Origin of the sequence: Corynebacterium macginleyi (assembly GCF_003688935.1) — a bacterium.
Classification (GTDB): domain Bacteria; phylum Actinomycetota; class Actinomycetes; order Mycobacteriales; family Mycobacteriaceae; genus Corynebacterium; species Corynebacterium macginleyi.
In genome coordinates, this window is sequence record NZ_REGE01000006.1 from 15168 (window position 1) to 35423 (window position 20256).

A 20256-nucleotide genomic window follows, 5' to 3' on the forward strand; every position below is an offset into this window, starting at 1 on the left:
TTTTGTCCCCTATATTCACTTAACTGTTAGGACTTCTCTGGTATAAGAATTTCTGACTTGGCTCACGGTTAGGTGATGAAGGTCACCATTGACATTGTGGCCTGGGGGTTTGGTGTTGTGGTGGTTGTTTTTCGACACTAAGCGGGTACTGGCGGGGGTAGCCGGTAGTCTGATTTTGTGAGTCCATACATTCGCACTGTCAAGACCGCTTCCGGGGCGACGGCGGTTCAGGTGGTGTGGTCTAAGCATCGAGGGTCGAAAAAGCTTCAACAGGTCGGATCAGGGCACTGACCTGACCAAGTTGAGCAGCTTAAAGCCCAGGCCCGGTGTCTTATTGATGCAGATCAACTCACCCTTGATCTTGGAGTAGAGGCTTCAGCAAGCAGGGGAACCGCTGATGACCCGGTGCCGGTGACAGCACAGCGAGCAGGTTACTTGTTGGACTGTATTGATGCGTGTTTCAACGAATTAGGTCTTGCTGTAGCAACTGGTGATGATCGGGTGTTTCGGGATGGTGCGTGCCCGGATCATCAATCCTGGCTCGAAGCTGGATTCCATCGAGACTCTTGCCGAGGTTGGCATCACCAGCGCAAGCTAGGCCACGATTGAAGGTCGACTACCTGGCTTTGCTACAGATGCCTTCGGTGAAGGATTAACCCAAGTGCTGGCGCATCATGCAAGTATCGGGCCAGGTACTTTTCTTTTGTACGACGTGACCACCTTGTACTTTGAAACCGATACTCCTGATGAGCTTCGCAAACCCGGGTTTTCCACAGAGCGCCGTGTAGAGCCACAAATCCTTGTCGGGCTGCTTACTGATGCCACTGGGTTTGCATTGCATGTAGGCGCGTTTGCCGGCAACTCGGCAGAAACCCACACGATGCTGCCGATGATCACACGGTTCCAAGAAGACTACCAACTCGATGAAGTTACCGTCGTTGCTGATGCAGGCATGTTTTCAGCAGCGAACAAACAAGCACTCATCGATGCAGGGCTGCACTACATCTTGTCGGTGAAAACCCCCACCGTGCCTGAGGTGATCGAACCCTGACGGCGGGAAAACCCCGGTAAAGACTACACCCACGGCCAGATCTTGACACAAGCCTCGGCAAGCCATGGGCGCAAACACACAACCCCGAATACGGTGACCCACTTCCAATACTCCCATGATCGGGCTAGACGCAGCCTGCGCGGAATCGACGAGCAAGTAGCGAAAGCCAAATGGGCTGTTGACGGCAATATCGCTATCAAGCGCAACCGCTACATCGATCTTTGCGCCCCGAACAAGAAGGCCAACTACGCTCTTGCTGCCAAACACCGAGCCGTAGCCGGGATCAAAGGCTATGAGACCGACCTTGTTAACGTGCCTGCTAACGAGGTAATCGGGCATTACCGCAGGTTATTCAACATTGAGAAATCATTTCGGATGTCGAAATCAGACCCCAAAGCACGCCCAATCTACGCCAGGAAACAAGACTCGATCACCGCACATCTCAACATTGTGATGGCAGCACTAGCCGAGGCCCACCTGATGGAAACCCGCAGTGGTCAATCCATCAAACGCCTCGTGAGAACGCTCAAGAAATACCGCAGCTTTGAACTCAACATTGGTGGAGAAACCATCAACGCCGCCGTACCACTACCCCCGGAAATTCAACCCCTCGTCAACACCATCACCGCCCCAACCCTTCGGCACTAATCTGAGCCAAGTCAGGTAACAACGTTAACCAGATTTTTATTTTATGGTAAATCTATTTTAAATAGTGTCAACTTGCTGAAAATGGTTGTCTTTTGCGCTAAGCTTGGAGATGGAGAGGGATTGCGTAGAGCAATTTAGCCAGTTTGTTCTGAGGAAGTGGTAGAAATGTCCAATAAACGCTTTCGGAATCCATTTGAAAAGTATGTAGCGCCAACTATTGCGGGCGCAGCATTAGTGGGGGGAGGTGTAGAAGCAGTCACTCCTCCGGCTAAGGCGGAGGAGTATATCGGTGCTACTGAACAAGAAGTAACTCAGGTGAAGCCCGATGTGGTGCGTGCGCAGTCTGTTCTTGCAGCAGTCAATGAAGCGAGGGCGGGCCAGGGCTTAAATCCGGTGACAGAAAATCCTGACTTAAATGCTATCGCTCAAGAATGGGCTGAATATTTAGTCGAGATAGGGGATTTGCAGCATCGGTCAAATCACTGGGAAGCCTACCCGGATGGTGTTCCTGGTGGAGGTGAAAACCTCCTTCAGGCGTGGGCTGATTTCTCAGCTGCGAAACTGGTGGATATGTGGATGAATTCGCCCAACCACAGGAAAAAAATTGCTAGACCCAGAAGCAAAAACGGTTGGAACGGGCATTGCCGTAGGAGCGGATGGTGAGCTTTTCGCCGTACAGAATTTTGGACGTTAAAGAAACAGTCGTTACAGTCTCACACATGTGCATTATTTAATCGGGTCTTTTGATAGTCCCATCGAAGTAATGTGTGTTTTGTCCCCTACGTTCACTTAACTGTTAGGATTTCTCTGGTATAAAAATTTTGAAAAGTCAGGATCGGGCTTCACTGAAACACAAGGGTGATTCGCCTAGCTCTGCTCAATATATCTTGTGCCTTGAATACCAGCATGCTTCTGCCTTAGGGGATTTAACGGCTAACCAGCGGGAACCAGCAAGCTCAGCTTATTGCAGGGCTGAGGTCAGCCGCATGACATTATCAACGTAGCGGCGGATGAAGCCGCGCTGGTTCCACTCCTTAAGGGTGAGCTCATGGCACACCGCGCGGTAATTGGCAGCAAGCTGGTTGAACTGGGCGATTAGATTGCCCTTGGCCACGAGCATGGTGGACTCATAGTTGAGGCCGAAGGAACGCGGATCCATATTGGATGAGCCAAACATGCACAGCGGATTGAACTCCTGGCTGTCCGGATCCGTGATGATGAACTTCGAGTGCAGAACGTACGGGTAGGGGAATTGGTAAATACGCACCCCGGCCTCGAGCAGCGCCTGGTAATACGAGGATTGGGCGTGGTTGACCATGAATTGGTCAGCGGTATCGGAGACATAAAGCTCCACTTCCACCCCGCGGTAGCAGGCGGTGGTGACGGCCTCTAAGAGGGATTCATCTGGCACGAAATACGGCGAGCACAGCACGAGGCGTTGCTTGGCGTGATGGACCAAGGAGTTGAACATACGCAGGTTGGGCTCGGTGGCATATCCGGGGCCAGACGGGATCATTTGGAGGCAGTTGGCATCGGCGGTTTGGGCATCGTCATATGGCAGCTCATCCAACGGAAGGTTCTCGCCGGATTCGGTGTACCAATCCACCGTGAAGACGGCGTTCATGGCGGTGACGATGGGGCCAGAGAGTTCCACCATGTAATCGATCCAAAAGCGGTCAGTGGTCTTATATTGGCGCTTAATTAGGTTAATGGAACCAATAAAGCCCACCTCGCCATCGATAATGACGAGCTTGCGGTGGTTGCGCAGATCCGGGCGACGGAAGCGGCCCTTGTGCAGCTGGATGGGCAGCATGAGGCGCCAGTCCACGCCGATGTCTGTCAACCTTTTTCCCAATGTGGAATAACCTTTGTACTTAAAACTACCGATCTGATCGAGCAGGAGGCGGACCTTGACACCCCGGGCGGTGGCGCGGGCGAGGGCCTGGAAAAACACATCCGTGACCTCGTCCCAGGATTGGATGTAGACCTCGATGGAGACGTATTTTTCGGCGCGGTCCACGGCCGCGGCGATAGCGCGAATGCAGTCATCGTAATCTGCATGCAGGCCTAAGTTGTGGCCGACAAGCGCCGGAAACCCGGTCAGCTCGCGGTTGAGCTTGATCACGGATTCCACCTCGGCCGATAGGATGCCCTGAGGATGATCCGGGGTGCGGGCAGAAATATCCTCGAGGCGTTCGTTGGCTTCTTGTTGGATGCGGTGTCGGCGCCGGTTGATATACGGCGAGCCCATGAGCAAAAACAGCGGCAGGCCGATAAGAGGCAGCACCAGAATGGCCAATAGCCATGCGGTAGAATTGGATGGCCGGCGGTCTTCTGGCACGAAGCCCACCGCGATGATTTTGATGGAATAATCAACGATGAGAAAAGCCAGCTGCCAAAAGCTGAGATCGAGCGACCAGGTCATTTAACGTACGGAATCAAAATCGGGCAGATCAAAATCTGCACTAAGCGGGCAGTGATCGGAGGTCTTTTCGCCAGCGCGTTCTTCCATGTTTACATGCGCGCCGGTGACGTGCTTGGCCAGCGGTGGCGAGGCCAACTGGAAATCAATGCGCATTCCTTCATTCTTTTCAAAGCGCCTCCCCTTGTAATCAAAGTAGGTGTAGCGCTGATCTTCGGTAAACCGGCGAGTGACCTCTTCGAGGCCGGCCTCCTCGAGCATTTGGAAGGCGGCGCGCTCGGGTTCGGTGACATGTGTCTTGCCGCGGAAGGCCTCGATATCCCATACGTCCTCATCGCGCGGGGCGATATTGAAATCGCCGGTTAAAAGCAGCTTGGATTGGGTGTGACCAGCAGCATAATGAGAGAGCTGGTAGAGAAAGTCCAGTTTGTAATCGTAGTGACGGTCGGTGATCTCGCGACCGTTGGGGATATACAGTGACCAGATTTCCACCCCGCGGATGCGTGCGCCAAGCGCCCTGGCCTCGCGGTTCTGAGGTTTTTCCGGATCTTTGGCAAAGCCGGGCTGGTGGGGGAATCCGGTAAAGACCTCTTCCGGTTTCTCCTGGGAAATAATAGCCACGCCATTCCATTGGTTTAGCCCATGGCAGCTGACATGATACCCGGCATCCTCGAAGACCTCGCGGGGGAATTTATCGTCCTTGACCTTGGTTTCTTGTAAGCACAGCACGTCGATATCATGCGCGCGGAGAAGATCCAGCGCCCGCTGGACGCGGGTGCGAACGGAGTTGATATTCCACGTGGTGATGCGCATGTATAACACAGTACCGCGCGGGCAATGGCCCGGACTAGTCCTGTGATGTCGAGGGGCCTTTGGGGCCCCGGTACCGACTGCCCGGAACAGGACACTACCGAGCCTTCGGAACACCGCTACTAGAAACTCGCGTCTGACATGCGGCGAAGAAGGCTGTCGTTTGTAACAAAAACTCGTTATCCATCTTGGCTTCTGCCAACTCACGGCGCAGACGAGCATTCTCAGCACGAAGATCCGCCTGGCTTAGCCCATCGGAGGATCCTTAGGCGTTCGCGCTCGTTTTTCACCCACCGGCCTAAAAGGCTAGGTGCGACACCGATCTCCTTGAGCTACATGAGCAATCGGGCGCTGCGATTCGATTACCAGGTTTACCGCTTCACGTCGATACTCCGGCGTGTACTTCTGGCGTTGTTGACTCATAATGAACATCCTCTCTTACGGACACACGATCCGCACTAATCGGGTGTCCACCAAACGAGGGTAACCTCAGGCTAGTTCAGGGCGGTTCAGGTGGTGTGTCTGTGACTTCGCACAATTAAATTGGATGCAATCGGGAAAGTAGTAGCAGGCGAGAAAGTCGTTTATATAATATTGCTAGCATCTTTGGCCTTAGATGAAAGTTTGGCAGCGTTAGAGGTTTTCATCACCAACCGAGTGGGCTGAGCATTCAAAGAACGAAATCCCACAGACTCATAAAAGGGTACAAGCGCATCGTTGAGAGCATCGACAACAAGTAAGCGGACTCCAGCCGCAGCGGCAACCTGACTGATTTTGGCCAGAGCTTGAAGACACAGTCGTCTCCCGTGTTTTTGACCTTGAAGTGCTTTTGCTAGACCCATTTTGGCCAAAAGAATTGCCGGAGCCTCGACTTCACCCCTAGAGCAATAAGTTTTGCGGAGAGAATTTGATTCTCCATCGAACCTGCAGACCACAGCGGTGTGGGAGAAAAAACCGACCACTTGACCTAGATAATCGACACAAACGTGGGTGATAACCCTTTTGTCGGTGTGTTCCTGCGCCGAATTTTGATGAAACCAATCATCGATAATCGGCTCGCCGGAACTAAAGTTGTCTATTTGAGTCGTGTTGGTTCTCGGCTCTACATGCGTCCAAGGAATTGTCATAAATTTGCGAGAATTTCGTTGATATCTTCGTCCGAAAAATCTATGTCAAAGGTTTTGGTATCAGCTTCCGTGAACAGATAGACGTTTGGTGGATATACCTGTCGATTTCGTGACCCTGGCTGCCTGTACCAGTACTGCATTTCCTGATCGCTGATCTTGATCTTATATCCGCCCTTGACATAATTGTCTGACCAAGGGGCATCTTGATGTGACAAGTCACGCAGCTGGGTAGGTGATAGATCGCCGAACACATTCCAGATAGCGTCCAAAAACGCTTTTACTGCGTCTGGCAGGCTAGGAGAGTCAAGCTTGGCATTGAACGCAACAGCGTCATCCGCAGCCACGATAATCTGTCGACCGAATTTCTTGAATTCATCGCGGATTTTGTCAATGATTGGCCCATGCTCGAAAGCGTGAACATCCGAGTTAAAAAGGCGTCTTCCCGTACCGGCTAGGTAGTTTGCCTGGGAAAAATACATCAGCTTGTGTAGCTTCATTTGCGTAACGTCGGGCTCCTTGCGCTCGTCGTCAATCGCAAGGAAATAGTCGCTAATTAAATGGGGGTCTAAGTCGTAGCGGACTTCGGAATCCCAAGCGTAGGGCGTCTCTTCATTCATAAATTATCCTCCTTCCAAGCCGCTGATTGAGAGTATGCTTCACTTCAGTTTACGATAAACTACGGGCATGTGCGTACTTGAAATGCAGTGTGTGAATCCTAATTAGGGTTGGGTCAGGGCCTCTATTCCGCACAAGTCCGCTGATCCTGCTGCCGTCCGGCATGATCGTTCATGGGGCCGACCCCCGAATAGTTGACCCATCGGAGGCGTGGCTACGGTGCTGTGGTCCTTGTAGCCCCTGATGTTTGTGAAACCGAGACTTCAGCTATATTGACCACAGCAGCATAGCTAGCCCCAGCGTGTCTACTTTTCGGGGTGGGCCCACACGAAGGAGGGGGCAATGACAACGACAGAGATGCCCTCGCGCAACGCACGCAAGGTAGTCGAGGCCGTCAATCTCCTTATTAGCGAAGGTGGCACCGATTCGAACACACGGCTCAAAGTCGTTAAGAACCTTTGGGCTGCTGACCGGTTCAGTCTTCGCCGATTTGCGCAAACAATCACGGACCCCTACTACGTTGCCATGAAAAATGGTCCTGTGTCTTCTTATGCACTGAGGGTTATTAAACAGGACGAGATGGCCAGTGAGGCTGACCTCGAACTGTGGCGTAACTCATTTGAAACCCGCGGGTTCGACATTTGCCCCATTGCTGAGATCGGGACATCAGCACTCTCTTGTCGACCAGCGCATGCTGCTGAAAGCAGCTTCGACGTTCCGCGGGTTGGAACGGTTCGACATGGCTGACAATGTCAGCCATGCATATCCGGAGTGGTCTGTCCACAAAAGTGTTTTCTCTGCGTATCCAAAAACGTCCGTGCCCATTGACAACCTCCGGTTCTTCGAAAACCCAAGTATTGATCCCTACTTCTCTGAGGACCCCGAGATTCTCGAGGCGGCTCGCGAGACGTATGCCGAGAAGATCGAGATGGCGCAAACGACCGGGCTCGCTCTAGTTTAAGTCACGAACTGTGCCTACAATCGCAGAGCTGCTAGGCGGTAATGAACCTTCTGACCGTCTTCGTCCGGGGGCTGGCGTTTTGGTTGAAAGGGAACCCGCCTTTCGAGTCCGAAAAGGAGCATTGTTTCTTCATGCTCGCGGTGAACTCCGAGGGTTATTTCTTGATGGTCAATGCGACTTCTAAGGTCGAAAGAACACAAGCGGTCGTGAGAGCGCGTTTCTCAGAGTTTGTCGAAGATACGTCTTCGACACTCGTTGTCTTAGAGAAAGGCGACTTTCCCCTTCTAAGTAAGAGGTCGGCCATTAACTGCAATGAGCTTCACGCCGTAAAGAACAGCCTGAATGTTAGCGAAGACGACAAGAATACTATCTGCGTGGAGTTAACCCAGCGGGGTTAGTCGCACAGCTGGGCGTAGATCTGGCGGTGCTGCTCGATGAACCCCAGCTTTTCGTACAAGCGGATGCCGGCGGTGTTGGAAGCCAAGACATCGAGGTAGGCATGTTTCGCACCCCGCTCGCGCCCCCAGTGCAGCATGTGCTGGCCCAATAGGGCGCCTAAGCCCTGGCGGCGGTGTGAGGAGGCTACTTCCACGGCGGAGTATCCCAGCCAGGCGGTGCCATCGCCGGATTCGGTGATGGTACCGCGGGTGATGGCTACGGTCTGACTACCTAAAAGCAACCGCCCGAAGCCCATCGTGCCCTCGATACGGGCGCGCAGGTATTCCAACGCCTGGGTTGGCAGCGCCTGGCCACGGAACTGGTACATCTGCAGCCATGCGTCATCGGGCTGGGAATCAATGCGAAACTCCGCGCCACTGGAATGGGGGCCCGGCGCCACGGCGGAAAGGTCTGCGAGATCGCGCAGGACCATGACGAGGATTTCGGGTTCGGTGTGCCAGGTGGCATCGGCAAGCAAGCGCAATGCGGGTTTTCCAATGCGCTCTGGGATAAGCAGGCGCACTGGCAGATCGTGGTGGCGGTAGAACTCCGTGATTTCTTCCAATGGCACCGGGTTAAAGCCCGCAGCGGGCCCGAGAGGGACGGCGGAATTGGAACGGCCGGTCACGCCATCGCCGGCGCGCATGAGCCAGGAACCGTCCGAGGTCCACTCGTGCTTCTTGCCGGGAAAGGCCTGGGCGGTGGCATACTCGACGGCGCGGATATCGGAATTGCGCACAGTGCGCGGTGAGAGGCGCTTGATGATCTTCAGCTGTGCGGGCGCGATCTCCACGGCCGCGAGGTTAGAAGGATAGCCGCCGACCTGTTGCGGGCGGATGACCAGAGGGTCGAGGCTGAGTACATGGCCGATGACATCGCTGTGCACCCCGCCAAAATCGCGCCGAGCCACGACGCGATCTCCTATCTGTACGGCATCGGATCGAAAGATGCGGGACATGGCTAATCGTCGTGTCCAAAGGGATCTGCGTCTTCACCCGGCATCCAGGAGTAGCCCGGCTCGGTCCAGCCATTGCGCTTAATGATCTTTTTGGCCTGGCGTTTGTAGCGGCCGATGAGGGTATCGGTATAGACGTACCCATCGAGATGGCCGGTTTCGTGCTGCAGGCAGCGGGCGAAAAAGCCGTATCCTTCCACCGTGATGTCGTTGCCGTGTTCGTCTTTGCCGGTTACGCGCGCCCAATCGGCACGGCCGGTGGGAAAGCCCTCGCCCGGCACGGAGAGGCAGCCTTCGTCATCGGAGCCGTCATCGGCAGGCATGGTTTCTGGAATTTCGGAGGTCTCCAACACCGGGTTGATGACACAACCCTTGCGCATGCCGGCTTTATCGGCAGGCAGTTCGGTACCATCCGGGCCTTCGGTATCGGGGCAGTGATACACAAAAATCCGCTTGCCTATCCCCACTTGGTTCGCAGCCAGGCCCACGCCATGGGCGACCTCCATGGTTTCATACATGTCCGCGATGAGCTGTTGTATTTCGGGGCTGGAGATCTCGGATTCTTCCACCGGTGTGGTGGGTTGATGAAGCACGGGCTCGCCGTGGATAACGATGGGGCGAATAGTCATGCTTTACAGTTTAGGCATGGACCACCTGTCTGACCTAGACGCCGCCATTCTAGACTTCGAGGAAACCGCCCCGCGCAGCATCAGCCGCAAGGAAGAGGCCATTCGCGCGCGGTTGGATATCTCGCCGGTGCGCTATCACCAACGTTTGAACCTGCTTCTTGATGCCCCCGCCGCTGCCGAATCCCATCCCCTCTTGGTGGCCCGGCTCAGACGTCTGCGGGAGGAGCGCGAAAACACGCGGCGCGCCGCGCGGGAAAATACCCCACTGCGTTAGAATCAACTACTAATGTTGCTGAAGTGACTAAAGAGAATTCGGACAATCTATACAACCAGCGATTCGATGACCCCGCGGCCGATTATCGCGATGGTTATGATGATGGTGTTTATGACGATGGGGCAAGCGGTGAAGCCGCTGCGTCGAGAACCAGCGGTGGTGGGGGAGGCGCCCACGCCAAGAAAGGCGGTTTACCGCTACGCGGCCTCGCCATGGTGCTCATCGCCGTGGCCGTGACACTCGGCCTCTGGGGCCTGTACGCCATGATCTCAGAAGACGATAATTCGACCGTCGCTTCCGATTCCGCCCACTCTACGTCTAACGCTCCCACTCATAGTGATCAGGAGGGCAACGGCCCCGGTGTCCCTGCCGATGGTTCCCGCGACGAGGCCCCTAACCAGCTGCCCCCCGCAGGCGAAGGCGATGCGGCGCACCCCCACGCTGGGGCCGAGGGCGAGGTCAACCGCGACCCCGCCGCACGCGGCGAAGGCTCCGACCACGCTCGGAATAACGCCCGGGCGGGCGGCCACCATGCGCCGCCCGTGACCCGCGACCGCAATGACATTAAGGTCAGCGTGCTCAATAACTCCGGCGAATCCGATAAGGCCAAGAACGAAGCCGATGTGCTCAAGGCCAGCGGCTTCAAAGTAGGTTATGTGGGTAACCTGCCGGGTGAGGTTTTGACCGTGCCCAAGACCACCGTCTTTTACCCCGAGGGTGACGTCTCCGCGGAGTCATTAGCCAGGGAAGTAGCCGCGCGCTACCAGGCAGAAGTCAAACCGATGAACAAGGATCTGCCGAAGGAAGCCACCGACGACGGCGCCGTTGTGGTCGCCCTCGCCGTTCCACAGGCCTAAATAAAATTCATGGAATTATTACTTGCTACCCGTTAAGCTGTACCAGTGAAGATTCCGGCAGAAGTATTCGCCCGTTCCCCCGAGCCTACGCTGGGGGTGGAATGGGAGGTCGCCCTCGTGGACCGCGACTCGCGCGATCTTGTCCCGCGCGGGGCTGAACTTATTGATCTTGCCACTGCCGCCCACCCCGATATTCACGTGGAAAAAGAATTCCTACAAAACACGGTGGAACTAGTTACCGGCATTTGCACCACGGTGCCGGAAGCCATTGCGGAACTAGAGACCTCACTGGCCGCCGTGGAAGAAGCCGCGGCGAAGCTCGGCATTGATGTGTGGGCCTCCGGTGGGCACCCGTTCACGGATTTCCGGGAAAACCCTCTATCGGATAAACCCAGCTATCAAGAGATCATCTCCCGCACCCAGTATTGGGGAAAGCAGATGCTGCTGTGGGGTACCCACGTCCACGTTGGCGTCAGCCACGAGGAGCGCGTCTGGCCCATTATCAACGCGCTCATGGCGAAGTACCCGCACCTCTTGGCCATCTCTGCGTGCTCGCCGGGGTGGCAAGGGATCGATACAGGCTATGCCTCCAATCGCACCATGCTGTATCAACAGCTGCCCACAGCCGGCATGCCGTACCAATTTGCCACGTGGGGTCAGTGGCAGTCCTATATACGGGATCAAGCGATCTCCGGAGTCATTAACCACACCGGCTCGATGCATTTTGATATCCGGCCGGCCGCAAAGTGGGGCACCGTGGAGGTGCGCGTTTCCGATGCCGCCTCGAACCTGCGGGAGCTATCCGCCGTCGTCGCCCTGACGCACTGCTTGGTCGTGCACTATGACCGCATGATTGACGCGGGCGAGGAACTGCCTGTTTTGCAGCCGTGGCATGTGGCGGAAAATAAATGGCGCGGGTCGCGCTACGGGATGGATGCCCTCGTTATTACCTCGCGCGAGACGGATGAGGCCTGGGTTAAAGATGAATTGGCCCAGATGGTAGAAGAACTTACTCCCTTAGCCCGGGAGCTGGGCTGCGCAAAAGAACTAGCCGTGGTGCACGAAATCATTGATAGTGGTGCCGGATACGAACGCCAACGCCGCCTCTTCCAAGAAACCGGCAGCTGGCGCGACGTCGTCGAGCAAACCTGCCGCGAGCTCCACACTTTCCGGCCGGTGCGCTAATCAGCTCACCGATACTCGGCTCAGCGCCTTGTAGACGGGCCTCGATAACGGCAGCTGCGCGCGAAACATATGCTCGGTCGCGGCGCACCTGGGGTCGCACGGCGGCGGATGCACACGCAACGCGGGGTGCCTGCCGCTTAGTCTTTGTCCCGATTGTGGCGCCCGCCGGAGGACGAGGGAGCCGGAATATCGCCATAGCCTTCGGCGGCAGGAAACACGCGGGTCTCAGGGTTAACTACGGGGAACTGAGCGGTTTCATCGGTGCTCACTGCATTACCCGGTGTGGACTTCCCGTCTGCGTGGGTGCGCTGCAGCGGGCTGGGTTTTTTCAACGAGACATGCTGGCGTGGTTTGGCAGGGTGTCGTGCCGCGGGCAAGATGCCGCGGGGGTTCTCCGTGCTGGGCTGGGTGGTCGGCTTGGCGCTGGGTTGGGTGCTGGTTTGCGGGCCGGTTTGCGCGCTGGACTTGGCACTGGGCTGCGCGCTGTTTTGCGCGCTGGGTTGGGTGCCGGGGATAAATCCCCACAGGGCATAAAAGGCAATGTAGAGGATGCCGGAGGCGGTGAAAATGAGCATGGCCCAGGGCTGGAAATCTGCATGGTTGAGTGAGCGGTTGGCACCTTCGGGCCACAAGGCTGCGGAGACATAGGGCAGCAGCACCACGCACATAGCCACGAAGGAAACCAGCGCTGCAACTTGCGCACCGATGACACCCCGCAGGCGCTTGCCCAGTACCTGGTTGACAGAGATCAGGACCACGAGGGCCATCGGGAAAGCCCAGACCCAATGGTGGTACCAGGAAAAGGGCGAGATGAGGCAGGCGCAAATGCCGGCGAGGGACATGGCCGCGGAGTTATTCTTGTGCTTCATCGCGGTACGCAGGGCCAGACAGGTCAACACGAAAACCACCGCGACGGCGGCGATCCACATCCAACCGCCGTCGATGTCCCACGCGCGCACCATGACCGATCGGAGGGATTGCGCGCCCGGGTTGGTGTGTTCACCCACGCGGGAGGAATCAAAAATGGCATAGGTCCAGAATTGCCCCGCATCCGGAATGGTGACAAAACCAATCGCTACCGTAATCGCGAAGACAAGAACGCAGATAAGCGCTTGCCACCGGCGCCTCTGGAATAAGAGCACCAGGCCCATAAAAGCCGGGGTGAGCTTCAAGCCGGCGGCGAGGCCGATGCCAATGCCGGGCAGCGCCCGCTTCCTGGGAATGACATCGAGGGCAACCAACAACATCAAAAAGACGTTGATTTGGCCGAAGAACAAGGTGCCGTACATTGGCTCCATTGCCGGGGCACACAGCACGAGCAGGATAACAACGACCCAGGTCAAGGGTGATAGTTTAAGACCACGCTCGTGAAAAACGAGCAGGATGACGGCCAATAAGGCAAGGATGGTGCCGCCTTGCCAGACAATGATTAGGGTGTCATCAGTTAGCGAGGATATCCACATGAACAGCGTGCCGGCGAAAGGAGGGTAGGTAAAAGGAAGATCGCCAATATAAGCGTTGTCATAAAGGTTGGCACCTCCGGCCACTTCCTCGCCGGCGAGTTTGTAAATCAGCAGATCCAGCGGCACGCGCCAGACGAACGCATCGGGGCCATCGTACTTGCTATAGCGGGAGATGCTGAAGATAAAAAAGGCAGCCAAAAGGGCGACCAGAGTAGGCAGTCCGTATAGCTTCTTCACGGTTAAAGGTGTCTCCTATTTGCGGTGCAGCGAACGGCCCGCGGGACGGTCATTGCGCGCCATCGATTCCTCGGGTGCATACAGGCCTTCACGGCGTGCAATACGTGAGGTACGCTGCGCGGTCACCGGGCTGGTAAACATCGCAAACAGTACCAGCAAAATAAGGATACCCAAATCACCGCGCTCGGCCACACTGAAAGATTCAGCGCCAGTGATGCGGATGAACGCACCCATGATGATGAGGATAAGCCCGGTGGTCTGCGGCTTGGTCACGGCGTGGACCCGCGACATCGTGTCCTTAAAACGCGCCAAACCAATCGCAGCAGCAAGGATGAGCAGGCTGCCACTGATGACGAGAATGAGCGAGAGAATATCGGCGATTAGTGACCAACTCATTAAGTATCCCTCTTCCGAAACCTCGTGACGGAGACCGTAGAGATGAAACCAAGCAGCGCGATGACCAGCATGGCTGAGACCACGGAGGTATCTAGCGACCAGCACATATAAGTCGCTAATGCACACTGGAACATGGCGGTAAAACCGTCCATTCCTACCAGCCGGTCGAGGGAGTTGGGCCCGGTGATAATGCGCCAAGCGGTAATGAGAGCGGAGACCCACAGTAAGAATGCGGGAACCAGCAGGATAGCGTGATACATCTGCGGATCCATTATGGGTGGCTCCTTTCAAAGATCTCGATCATGGAAGATTCTAGACGGGACACGGCATCGATTTCGCGCTGGATCTGCGCCTCATCCCGGGCATCCAGGATGTGGATGGTGATCATGCGATTAGCAATGTCGATATCTGTCACCGTTCCACCCGGCTGCAGATTGTACAGCGTCACCGCGAGGGAGAGGATGAACTCATTTTCCAAGCGCATTGGCAATTCCAGGATGGCGGTCTGCGGTAGCGGTTGTGGGCGGGCGGCCAGCCAGCCTACCTTCAGGGAGGCATAGAACAGCTCCCAAAACCAGCGCAGTATAAAGCGCAAAAATGCGCCCCACGCGACCTCGACACCGGCGATGGGCATTGCCGGCAGCGGAAGGGCGAAGACGATGACGAGGGCGACGAGGAGGCCACCGACCACATTGCCCACGGTGACTTCACCCATGAGCATGCACCACATGACCGTAATCCAGACGGTAAACCACGGATGGAAGCGGGAGCGCACACCGGAAAAGAGGTTTTTAGTCATCGCGGACCTCCTTCTTTACTCTTCTTTACCGGCGGAGCGCTTGCCGGATCGTGGGCTGGGCCAGGATCCGGCAGCAAGTGGCTGCGCTCTTCATAAGAGTCCGCGCCGCCTGCATAACGCTCCTTCTGGTCGAGGTGCCGGGTGGGGCTATCGGCGTTTTCGCCCAATACGGCGTATTGATAAATGGAGGTATCCTGCGCTGATTCGGCCGCGCGGGAGGTAATACCGGAAATCGGGCCAGCCAAGAAGGTAATCGACATCGAGGCGATAACCAGCAATGCCGTGGCGCCCACCATGCCCAGGGGCACCCGGCCGACGTCCTGGCGGGAGGAAAACTCGACCTCATCGGTGACATCGGAAAGCGGGGCGGGACGGGCCAAGGCGACATGGCCTTCTGGGGCATCGGCGCGGTCGCGCTGGAACCCCTTGGCCCATACCAGCATCATCACGTAGAGAGTCAGCAGCGAGGTCACCAGGGCACCGCCGATGAGTACCCACGCCAACCAGGAACCTTCATTGGCGCCTGCCTGAATGAGGATGATCTTGCCCAGGAAGCCAGAAAATGGCGGCATGCCGCCCAGGTTGATCGCCGGGATGAAATACAGCACGGCGATAAGCGGGGCGGAATACATCAACGAGCCCAGGCGCCGCAGCGAGGACGTACCGGCTTGGCGCTCGATAAGGCCCACGACCAAGAAGAGCGCGGTCTGCACCAAAATGTGGTGTATGGCGTAGAAAATCGCGCCGGACAGCCCCTGGGCGGTGCCCAAGGATACCCCGAAGATCATATAGCCGATGTGGCTGACCAGAGTAAAGGACAGTAGGCGCTTAATGTCTGCTTGCGCGATAGCACCCAAGATACCCACCAGCATGGTAGCCAGCGCCACCCACATCAGCACGGTATCAAGTCCACCATTGGTAAAGATGGATGTGCGCGCGCGGATGATCGCATACACACCGACCTTTGTCAGCAGTCCAGCGAACACGGCCGTCACCAGCGAGGGAGCGGTGGGGTAGGAGTCCGGCAGCCAGGCGGCCAGCGGCACCACCGCGGCCTTAATACCAAAGGCCACGAGCAGAGTGGCGAAGATGGCGGTGCGGGTGCCCTCGGGAACGTCCTGCATGCGTTGCCCGATCTGCGCCATGTTCATGGTGCCGACTGAAGCATAGACATACGCCAGTGCCAGCAAGAAGATCATGGACGAGGCCATCGAAACCATCACATAACCTGCACCGGCGCGCACCCGGCCTGCCGATGCCCCCAAAGTCAACAGCACATAGGAAGCCACGAGGAAGACCTCGAAGCCGACGTAGAGGTTAAATAAGTCTCCGGCCAGGAAGGAGATATTCACGCCCATGGTCAGCAGCATGTACGTGGGCACGAAGACCGCTACCGGTTCATCCTTGGTGCCATCGCGCACACCCTGGGAAATTGCGTACCAGATGACGGAGAACAGGACCACGGACGAGGTAAAGAGGATCATCGTGGATAGCCGGTCCGCCACCAAGGTGATACCCACCGGCGCGTCCCAGCCGCCTATTTGCAAGGTCTGTATGCCATAGAAATCCACTATTATGATCAAGCTGGCGTTCACCGCTGCCGTAATCAGCAGGGAGAAGAAGGTGATCTGGCGCTGCACATGAGGCATGCGAGCAGACAGCAGCGAGAGTGCCGCGGCTACCGCCGGGATGATAACGGGCAGCGGGATAAGAGCACTGACGTACGGGTACATGGTTTCAGCGGCCTGGTGAAATAGTTCAGTCATCTCCGGCTCCCTTCACTGGCTGCTCGAAGGATTGGGGGCCAAAATTATCGCCTTGCTTGGTGACGCGCCCCGTGGCGGGGTCAGTGGAGGCATCATGATCCGCGCTGGCCGCGGCGTTGCCGGGCTTGGAGGCCTGAGCAGCGATGGCGGTATCTTCGGCGTCATCTTCAATGACATCGGCGGTGCGGTAGCGGTACTGACGGTAAGCCAAGGTAAGGATGAAGGCCGTCAGTGCCATAGAAATGACGATGGCGGTAAGAATCATTGCTTGGGTGAGAGGATCCGCACTATCGCTGCCAAAAGGCTCGGCCTCGCGGCCATCGATGGGCGGCGAACCCGCCGGGCCACCGGCTTGCAGCATGAAAAGATTGGCGCCATTGCCCAGCAATAGCAGTCCGAGCAGCATCTTGGTCATGGCGCGGTCGAGCAAGAGGTAGATGCCCGCAGAAACCATCACTCCGGCGGCGAGCAGGAGGAAGAGGTTGGCTTGCATTTATTTCTCCTTTCCTGCGTTGTCCCCGGAAAAGTCGCCGGAGGAGCTCGTTGCAACTGGTATCTCTTGTTGTTTCTTTTCTTCTTTGTGTGCCCGGTGGACCTTCTGCTGGGTGCTGCGTTGCCGATTTTTCCGCGCTAGCGAACGGGCGCGGTCGCGGGCGCGCTGCTTACGAAGGTCTTCTTCCTTATCCAGCTTGGCACCGAGCGAGCTGAGCACGTAGAGCGTAAGACCCACCACAATGAGGTAGACCCCTAAGTCAAAGACCAGTGCCGAAGGCAGTGAGACCGCGCCGATAAGCGGGATCTCAGGCGAGGTATATCCGCTGCTCAGCGGCGGGTAGTCATAGAACATCGGCACGAGCACTGCCAGGGTGGAGAACAATAGGCCGGCGCCCATGGTGCGCCCGGCATCGATGGGCAGGGCTGCTTCGAGCTCCGCGCGGCCACCGGCAAGGTAGCGCAGGATGAGCGCGAGTGCCGCCACAAGGCCACCGGCGAAGCCGCCACCAGGCGCGTTGTGCCCTGCTAAGAAGAAATAAAACGACAGCGCCATCATGAAGGGAAAAAGCACGCGAGTGGAGACATCGATCATCAACGAGCGGTTAAGCGCCTGCTCCGATCCTGCGCCCGTGGCTAGCCAACGCCGACCCGTAACCTGCAGGGTGGGACGGCGGCTTTCCCTGGAGAAGGATTGGGTGCGATAAATCAGGGAGGCCACCCCCAGCGCGGCGATGATAATTACCGTGATCTCACCAAAGGTATCCCACGCCCGCAGGTCTACCAACAAGACGTTGACGGTATTGGCACCGTGGCCGATCTCCTTGGCCAGCTCTGGCATGTACTGGGAAATGGGTTCAGTGGAACGCGCGTTAATGGCAAACATTGCCACGATGGTGACGGTCAGGCCGGTGCCGACGGACAGCCAGGCGCGCAGGCGGCCCATCTTGGGGTCCTGCTTCCACTCAGTCGATGCCGGGATGCGGCGCAGCACCAGCATGAATAGGACCATGATGATGGTTTCCGTCAATAGCTGAGTCAGCGCCAAGTCCGGGGCGCCGTGGATGGCAAAGACGAAAGATAAGGAATAACCGGTAACGCCGACGATGATGACGGCGGACAAGCGGTTATCGGTCACCGTGGCGGCGATGGCGGCCACCATCATCAGGAGGGCGGCGACGACCTGCCAGGGATTCTCCGCGACCACCATGCGGATATCCGTAAGATCCCCGGTAATTAGCATGACCAGCGGCAAGATCATTAGCGTGGCGAAGATGACGGTGAGGTTGAGCTGCAGCGAACCGCGCTGGGTGATGGCCGTGGTGCGCAGGGAGAGCTTGCGCAGGGTGGAGATGACTTGGTCGTAGACAGAGTCGGCATCGCCAAGCGCGGGGTAAGCAAATTGCCATTGCTCCAGGACTTGGCGGCGCCAGTGGACGAGGATTCCCGCCACGATAATGATGGCGGATACGCCCAAGGTCACCGACCACCCGTGCCAGAGGGCCAGGCCGGGGTAGTCGCCTACCCCAAAAATAGAATCGAGGTGCTGATCGATGGCCCCCGAGAGCGCCTGCGGCGCAATGCCCAGCGCGATGGTGAGCGCGGTGAGCATGGCTGGGGCCAGCCACAGGCCCACGGTGACCTTGTGCATCCCGGCTACAGCCGCAGAAACGCCGTCTTTATCATCCGGGAGGTTTTTGGAAGCAAAGGCACCCCACAAAAAGCGCAGTGCATAGGCCATGGTCAGGATGGAACCTGCCACATAGGCCACCAGAATCATATTGCGCGGCATGCCAATGAGCAGTTCTTCGTGCATGGTCGATTCCAGCACGGCCTCTTTGGACACGAAGCCGAAGAGCGGGGGAACGCCCGCCATCGACAGGGCGGAGATAATGGCGATGCCGTAAAGGAAGGGCTGCCTGCGGCCGAGACCGGACAGTTGTGTGATATCGCGCGTGCCGCAGCAGTGGTCGATGGCGCCGACCACCATGAAGAGCGCGGCCTTAAAGAGCGCATGGGCAAAGGTGAGAGCCAAGCCTGCCTGCATGGCCTCCCGGGAGCCAACCGCCACGACGGAAGTGATAAACCCCAGCTGAGAGACCGTGCCATAAGCCAAAATCAGCTTTAAGTCCCTGTGTTTAAGCGCCATCCACCCGCCGAGCAGCATGGTAAATACGCCCAAGGAAATGACTATGAGGTGCCAAGTGGTCACCTCGTGCATATCTGGAGCCAAGCGCGCTACCAGGTATATTCCGGCCTTGACCATGGCAGCGGAGTGCAGATACGCCGAGACCGGCGTTGGTGCGGCCATCGCGCCAGGCAGCCAGAAGTGGGCCGGCACGATGGCGGATTTGGTTAGCGCACCGATGAGGATGAGTACGATGGCGACGGTGACATACGGCGTGTGGGGAAAGTGATCGTAGGCGTGGATTGCGCTAAAGGTCCACGCTCCGGTTTGCCGGCCGAGCAAGCAGATACCCATCAGCATGGAGAGGCCGCCTAAGACGGTGACCATCAGCGCTTGCTGCGCGGCGCGGCGCGAGGAGGCGCGCTCGGCATAGTAGCTGACCAACAGGTACGACAAGAGGGAGGTGATTTCCCAGAATACGTACATGAGCAGCAGGCTATCGGAGGTGACAAGCCCCAACATGGCGGTGGCAAAACCCACCAACTGGCCGGCAAACAGGCCAAGGCGGCGCCGCGTGGAATCGAAATAGCCCCAGCAATACAGCAGGATTAACGCACCCATGCCCAAGATGATGAGGCTAAAGAGCCCCCCTAGGGTATCGAGGCGCAGATTTACGGCTAGGTGCGCTGCCGGCATCCATTCGAGGGTGTAAGTCAGTGTACCGCCCTCGCGGAAAGTACCCCGGGCGAAGTGCGCGAGGGTCCACGCGAAACCAACACCGGGAACTAATGCCAATAGACCAAAGGCTGGGCGGCCCACATTCATAATGAGCAGTGGTGCAACTACGGTGGCGACGATGAGGGCACCCAGAAGTACTAGCACGTTGGAATCTGCGCTCCTTAAGTCGTGTCAAGTTCTCAGACCCTCGGTGCCGCGGGGAGTGGCGCGATGCGCCTTGGCCATATACACACCACGACAGTTTGTGCGCGGATGCGTACGAACC

General features: G+C 57.1%; 20 protein-coding genes and 1 pseudogene. 8 read left to right on the plus strand and 13 right to left on the minus strand.

The annotated features are described in order from the left end of the window. The first annotated feature begins 177 nt into the window (after window positions 1–177). Window positions 178–1699: pseudogene (locus tag D9V82_RS05700) on the plus strand (IS1634 family transposase). 165 nt (window positions 1700–1864) lie between these two features. Next, window positions 1865–2362, plus strand: a complete 498-nt coding sequence (locus D9V82_RS05705; protein WP_121911466.1) for a CAP domain-containing protein — start codon at window positions 1865–1867, stop codon at window positions 2360–2362. A gap of 298 nt (window positions 2363–2660) precedes the next feature. Here D9V82_RS05705 and cls read toward each other — a convergent pair whose 3' ends face one another. The 4 genes from cls to D9V82_RS05730 all read right to left on the minus strand — a co-directional run bounded on the left by cls (window position 2661) and on the right by D9V82_RS05730 (window position 6675). Further along, entirely contained in the window at window positions 2661–4124 is a 1464-nt protein-coding gene (gene cls / locus D9V82_RS05710) for a cardiolipin synthase (RefSeq protein ID WP_121911467.1), read from the minus strand. After that, complete coding sequence (locus D9V82_RS05715; RefSeq protein ID WP_121911554.1) at window positions 4125–4934, minus strand: exodeoxyribonuclease III; 810 nt, start codon at window positions 4932–4934, stop codon at window positions 4125–4127. 581 nt (window positions 4935–5515) lie between these two features. After that, the gene (locus D9V82_RS05725; protein ID WP_121911468.1) at window positions 5516–6058 is read right to left on the minus strand and encodes a GNAT family N-acetyltransferase; all 543 of its coding nucleotides are present in this window, start codon (window positions 6056–6058) and stop codon (window positions 5516–5518) included. After that, window positions 6055–6675 carry a Panacea domain-containing protein gene (locus D9V82_RS05730; protein WP_121911469.1) on the minus strand — a complete coding sequence of 207 codons (621 nt, stop codon included), beginning with the start codon at window positions 6673–6675 and terminating at the stop codon, window positions 6055–6057. Before D9V82_RS05730 ends, D9V82_RS05725 begins: the two co-directional genes overlap by 4 nt. A 340-nt stretch (window positions 6676–7015) precedes the next feature. Between D9V82_RS05730 and D9V82_RS05735 the strand changes: the two genes are divergently transcribed. From D9V82_RS05735 to D9V82_RS05745, 3 genes are read left to right on the plus strand one after another with little or no spacing between them, the layout of a single operon-like run. Continuing rightward, the gene (locus tag D9V82_RS05735; protein WP_121911470.1) at window positions 7016–7420 is read left to right on the plus strand and encodes a type II toxin-antitoxin system antitoxin SocA domain-containing protein; all 405 of its coding nucleotides are present in this window, start codon (window positions 7016–7018) and stop codon (window positions 7418–7420) included. After that, a complete protein-coding gene (locus tag D9V82_RS05740) occupies window positions 7413–7634 on the plus strand; it encodes a hypothetical protein (RefSeq protein WP_121911471.1) in 222 nt (73 codons plus the stop codon). Before D9V82_RS05735 ends, D9V82_RS05740 begins: the two co-directional genes overlap by 8 nt. 41 nt (window positions 7635–7675) lie before the next feature. Beyond that, the gene (locus D9V82_RS05745) at window positions 7676–8032 is read left to right on the plus strand and encodes a hypothetical protein (protein WP_121911472.1); all 357 of its coding nucleotides are present in this window, start codon (window positions 7676–7678) and stop codon (window positions 8030–8032) included. On the opposite strand, the gene D9V82_RS05750 is transcribed toward D9V82_RS05745, so the two are convergent. Both D9V82_RS05750 and D9V82_RS05755 read right to left on the minus strand, forming a co-directional pair. Then, a complete protein-coding gene (locus D9V82_RS05750; RefSeq protein WP_121911473.1) occupies window positions 8029–9030 on the minus strand; it encodes an N-acetylglutamate synthase, CG3035 family in 1002 nt (333 codons plus the stop codon). The genes D9V82_RS05745 and D9V82_RS05750 overlap by 4 nt on opposite strands. Before the next feature lie 2 nt (window positions 9031–9032). After that, window positions 9033–9656, minus strand: a complete 624-nt coding sequence (locus D9V82_RS05755) for a peptide deformylase (protein WP_121911474.1) — start codon at window positions 9654–9656, stop codon at window positions 9033–9035. On the opposite strand from D9V82_RS05755, the gene D9V82_RS05760 reads away from it, so the two are divergent. The 3 genes from D9V82_RS05760 to D9V82_RS05770 are packed head-to-tail and all read left to right on the plus strand — an operon-like array spanning window position 9655 to window position 11972. After that, window positions 9655–9930 (plus strand): DUF3263 domain-containing protein, encoded by a 276-nt coding sequence (locus tag D9V82_RS05760; protein WP_121911475.1) that lies wholly within the window; start codon window positions 9655–9657, stop codon window positions 9928–9930. The two genes, D9V82_RS05755 and D9V82_RS05760, sit on opposite strands and share 2 nt — an antisense overlap. A 23-nt stretch (window positions 9931–9953) precedes the next feature. After that, window positions 9954–10787 (plus strand): LytR C-terminal domain-containing protein, encoded by an 834-nt coding sequence (locus D9V82_RS05765; RefSeq protein ID WP_121911476.1) that lies wholly within the window; start codon window positions 9954–9956, stop codon window positions 10785–10787. A 45-nt stretch (window positions 10788–10832) separates the two neighbouring features. Next, window positions 10833–11972, plus strand: coding sequence for a glutamate--cysteine ligase (locus D9V82_RS05770; RefSeq protein WP_121911477.1), 1140 nt, complete (start codon window positions 10833–10835; stop codon window positions 11970–11972). A 137-nt stretch (window positions 11973–12109) separates the two neighbouring features. Here the strand turns inward: D9V82_RS05770 and D9V82_RS05775 are convergent, their stop codons facing one another. From D9V82_RS05775 to D9V82_RS05805, 7 genes are read right to left on the minus strand one after another with little or no spacing between them, the layout of a single operon-like run. Next, window positions 12110–13672, minus strand: a complete 1563-nt coding sequence (locus D9V82_RS05775) for a glycosyltransferase 87 family protein (RefSeq protein ID WP_121911478.1) — start codon at window positions 13670–13672, stop codon at window positions 12110–12112. A 15-nt stretch (window positions 13673–13687) separates the two neighbouring features. Then, window positions 13688–14068, minus strand: coding sequence for a monovalent cation/H(+) antiporter subunit G (locus D9V82_RS05780; protein ID WP_121911479.1), 381 nt, complete (start codon window positions 14066–14068; stop codon window positions 13688–13690). Continuing rightward, complete coding sequence (locus D9V82_RS05785) at window positions 14068–14340, minus strand: monovalent cation/H+ antiporter complex subunit F (protein ID WP_121911480.1); 273 nt, start codon at window positions 14338–14340, stop codon at window positions 14068–14070. Before D9V82_RS05785 ends, D9V82_RS05780 begins: the two co-directional genes overlap by 1 nt. Further along, window positions 14340–14867 (minus strand): Na+/H+ antiporter subunit E, encoded by a 528-nt coding sequence (locus tag D9V82_RS05790; protein WP_121911481.1) that lies wholly within the window; start codon window positions 14865–14867, stop codon window positions 14340–14342. The genes D9V82_RS05785 and D9V82_RS05790 overlap by 1 nt, the downstream gene beginning before the upstream one ends. Next, window positions 14864–16633, minus strand: coding sequence for a Na+/H+ antiporter subunit D (locus D9V82_RS05795; protein ID WP_121911482.1), 1770 nt, complete (start codon window positions 16631–16633; stop codon window positions 14864–14866). Before D9V82_RS05795 ends, D9V82_RS05790 begins: the two co-directional genes overlap by 4 nt. Continuing rightward, entirely contained in the window at window positions 16626–17126 is a 501-nt protein-coding gene (locus D9V82_RS05800) for a Na(+)/H(+) antiporter subunit C (RefSeq protein WP_121911483.1), read from the minus strand. Before D9V82_RS05800 ends, D9V82_RS05795 begins: the two co-directional genes overlap by 8 nt. Beyond that, window positions 17127–20135 (minus strand): Na+/H+ antiporter subunit A, encoded by a 3009-nt coding sequence (locus D9V82_RS05805; protein ID WP_121911484.1) that lies wholly within the window; start codon window positions 20133–20135, stop codon window positions 17127–17129. Window positions 20136–20256 lie beyond the last annotated feature (121 nt).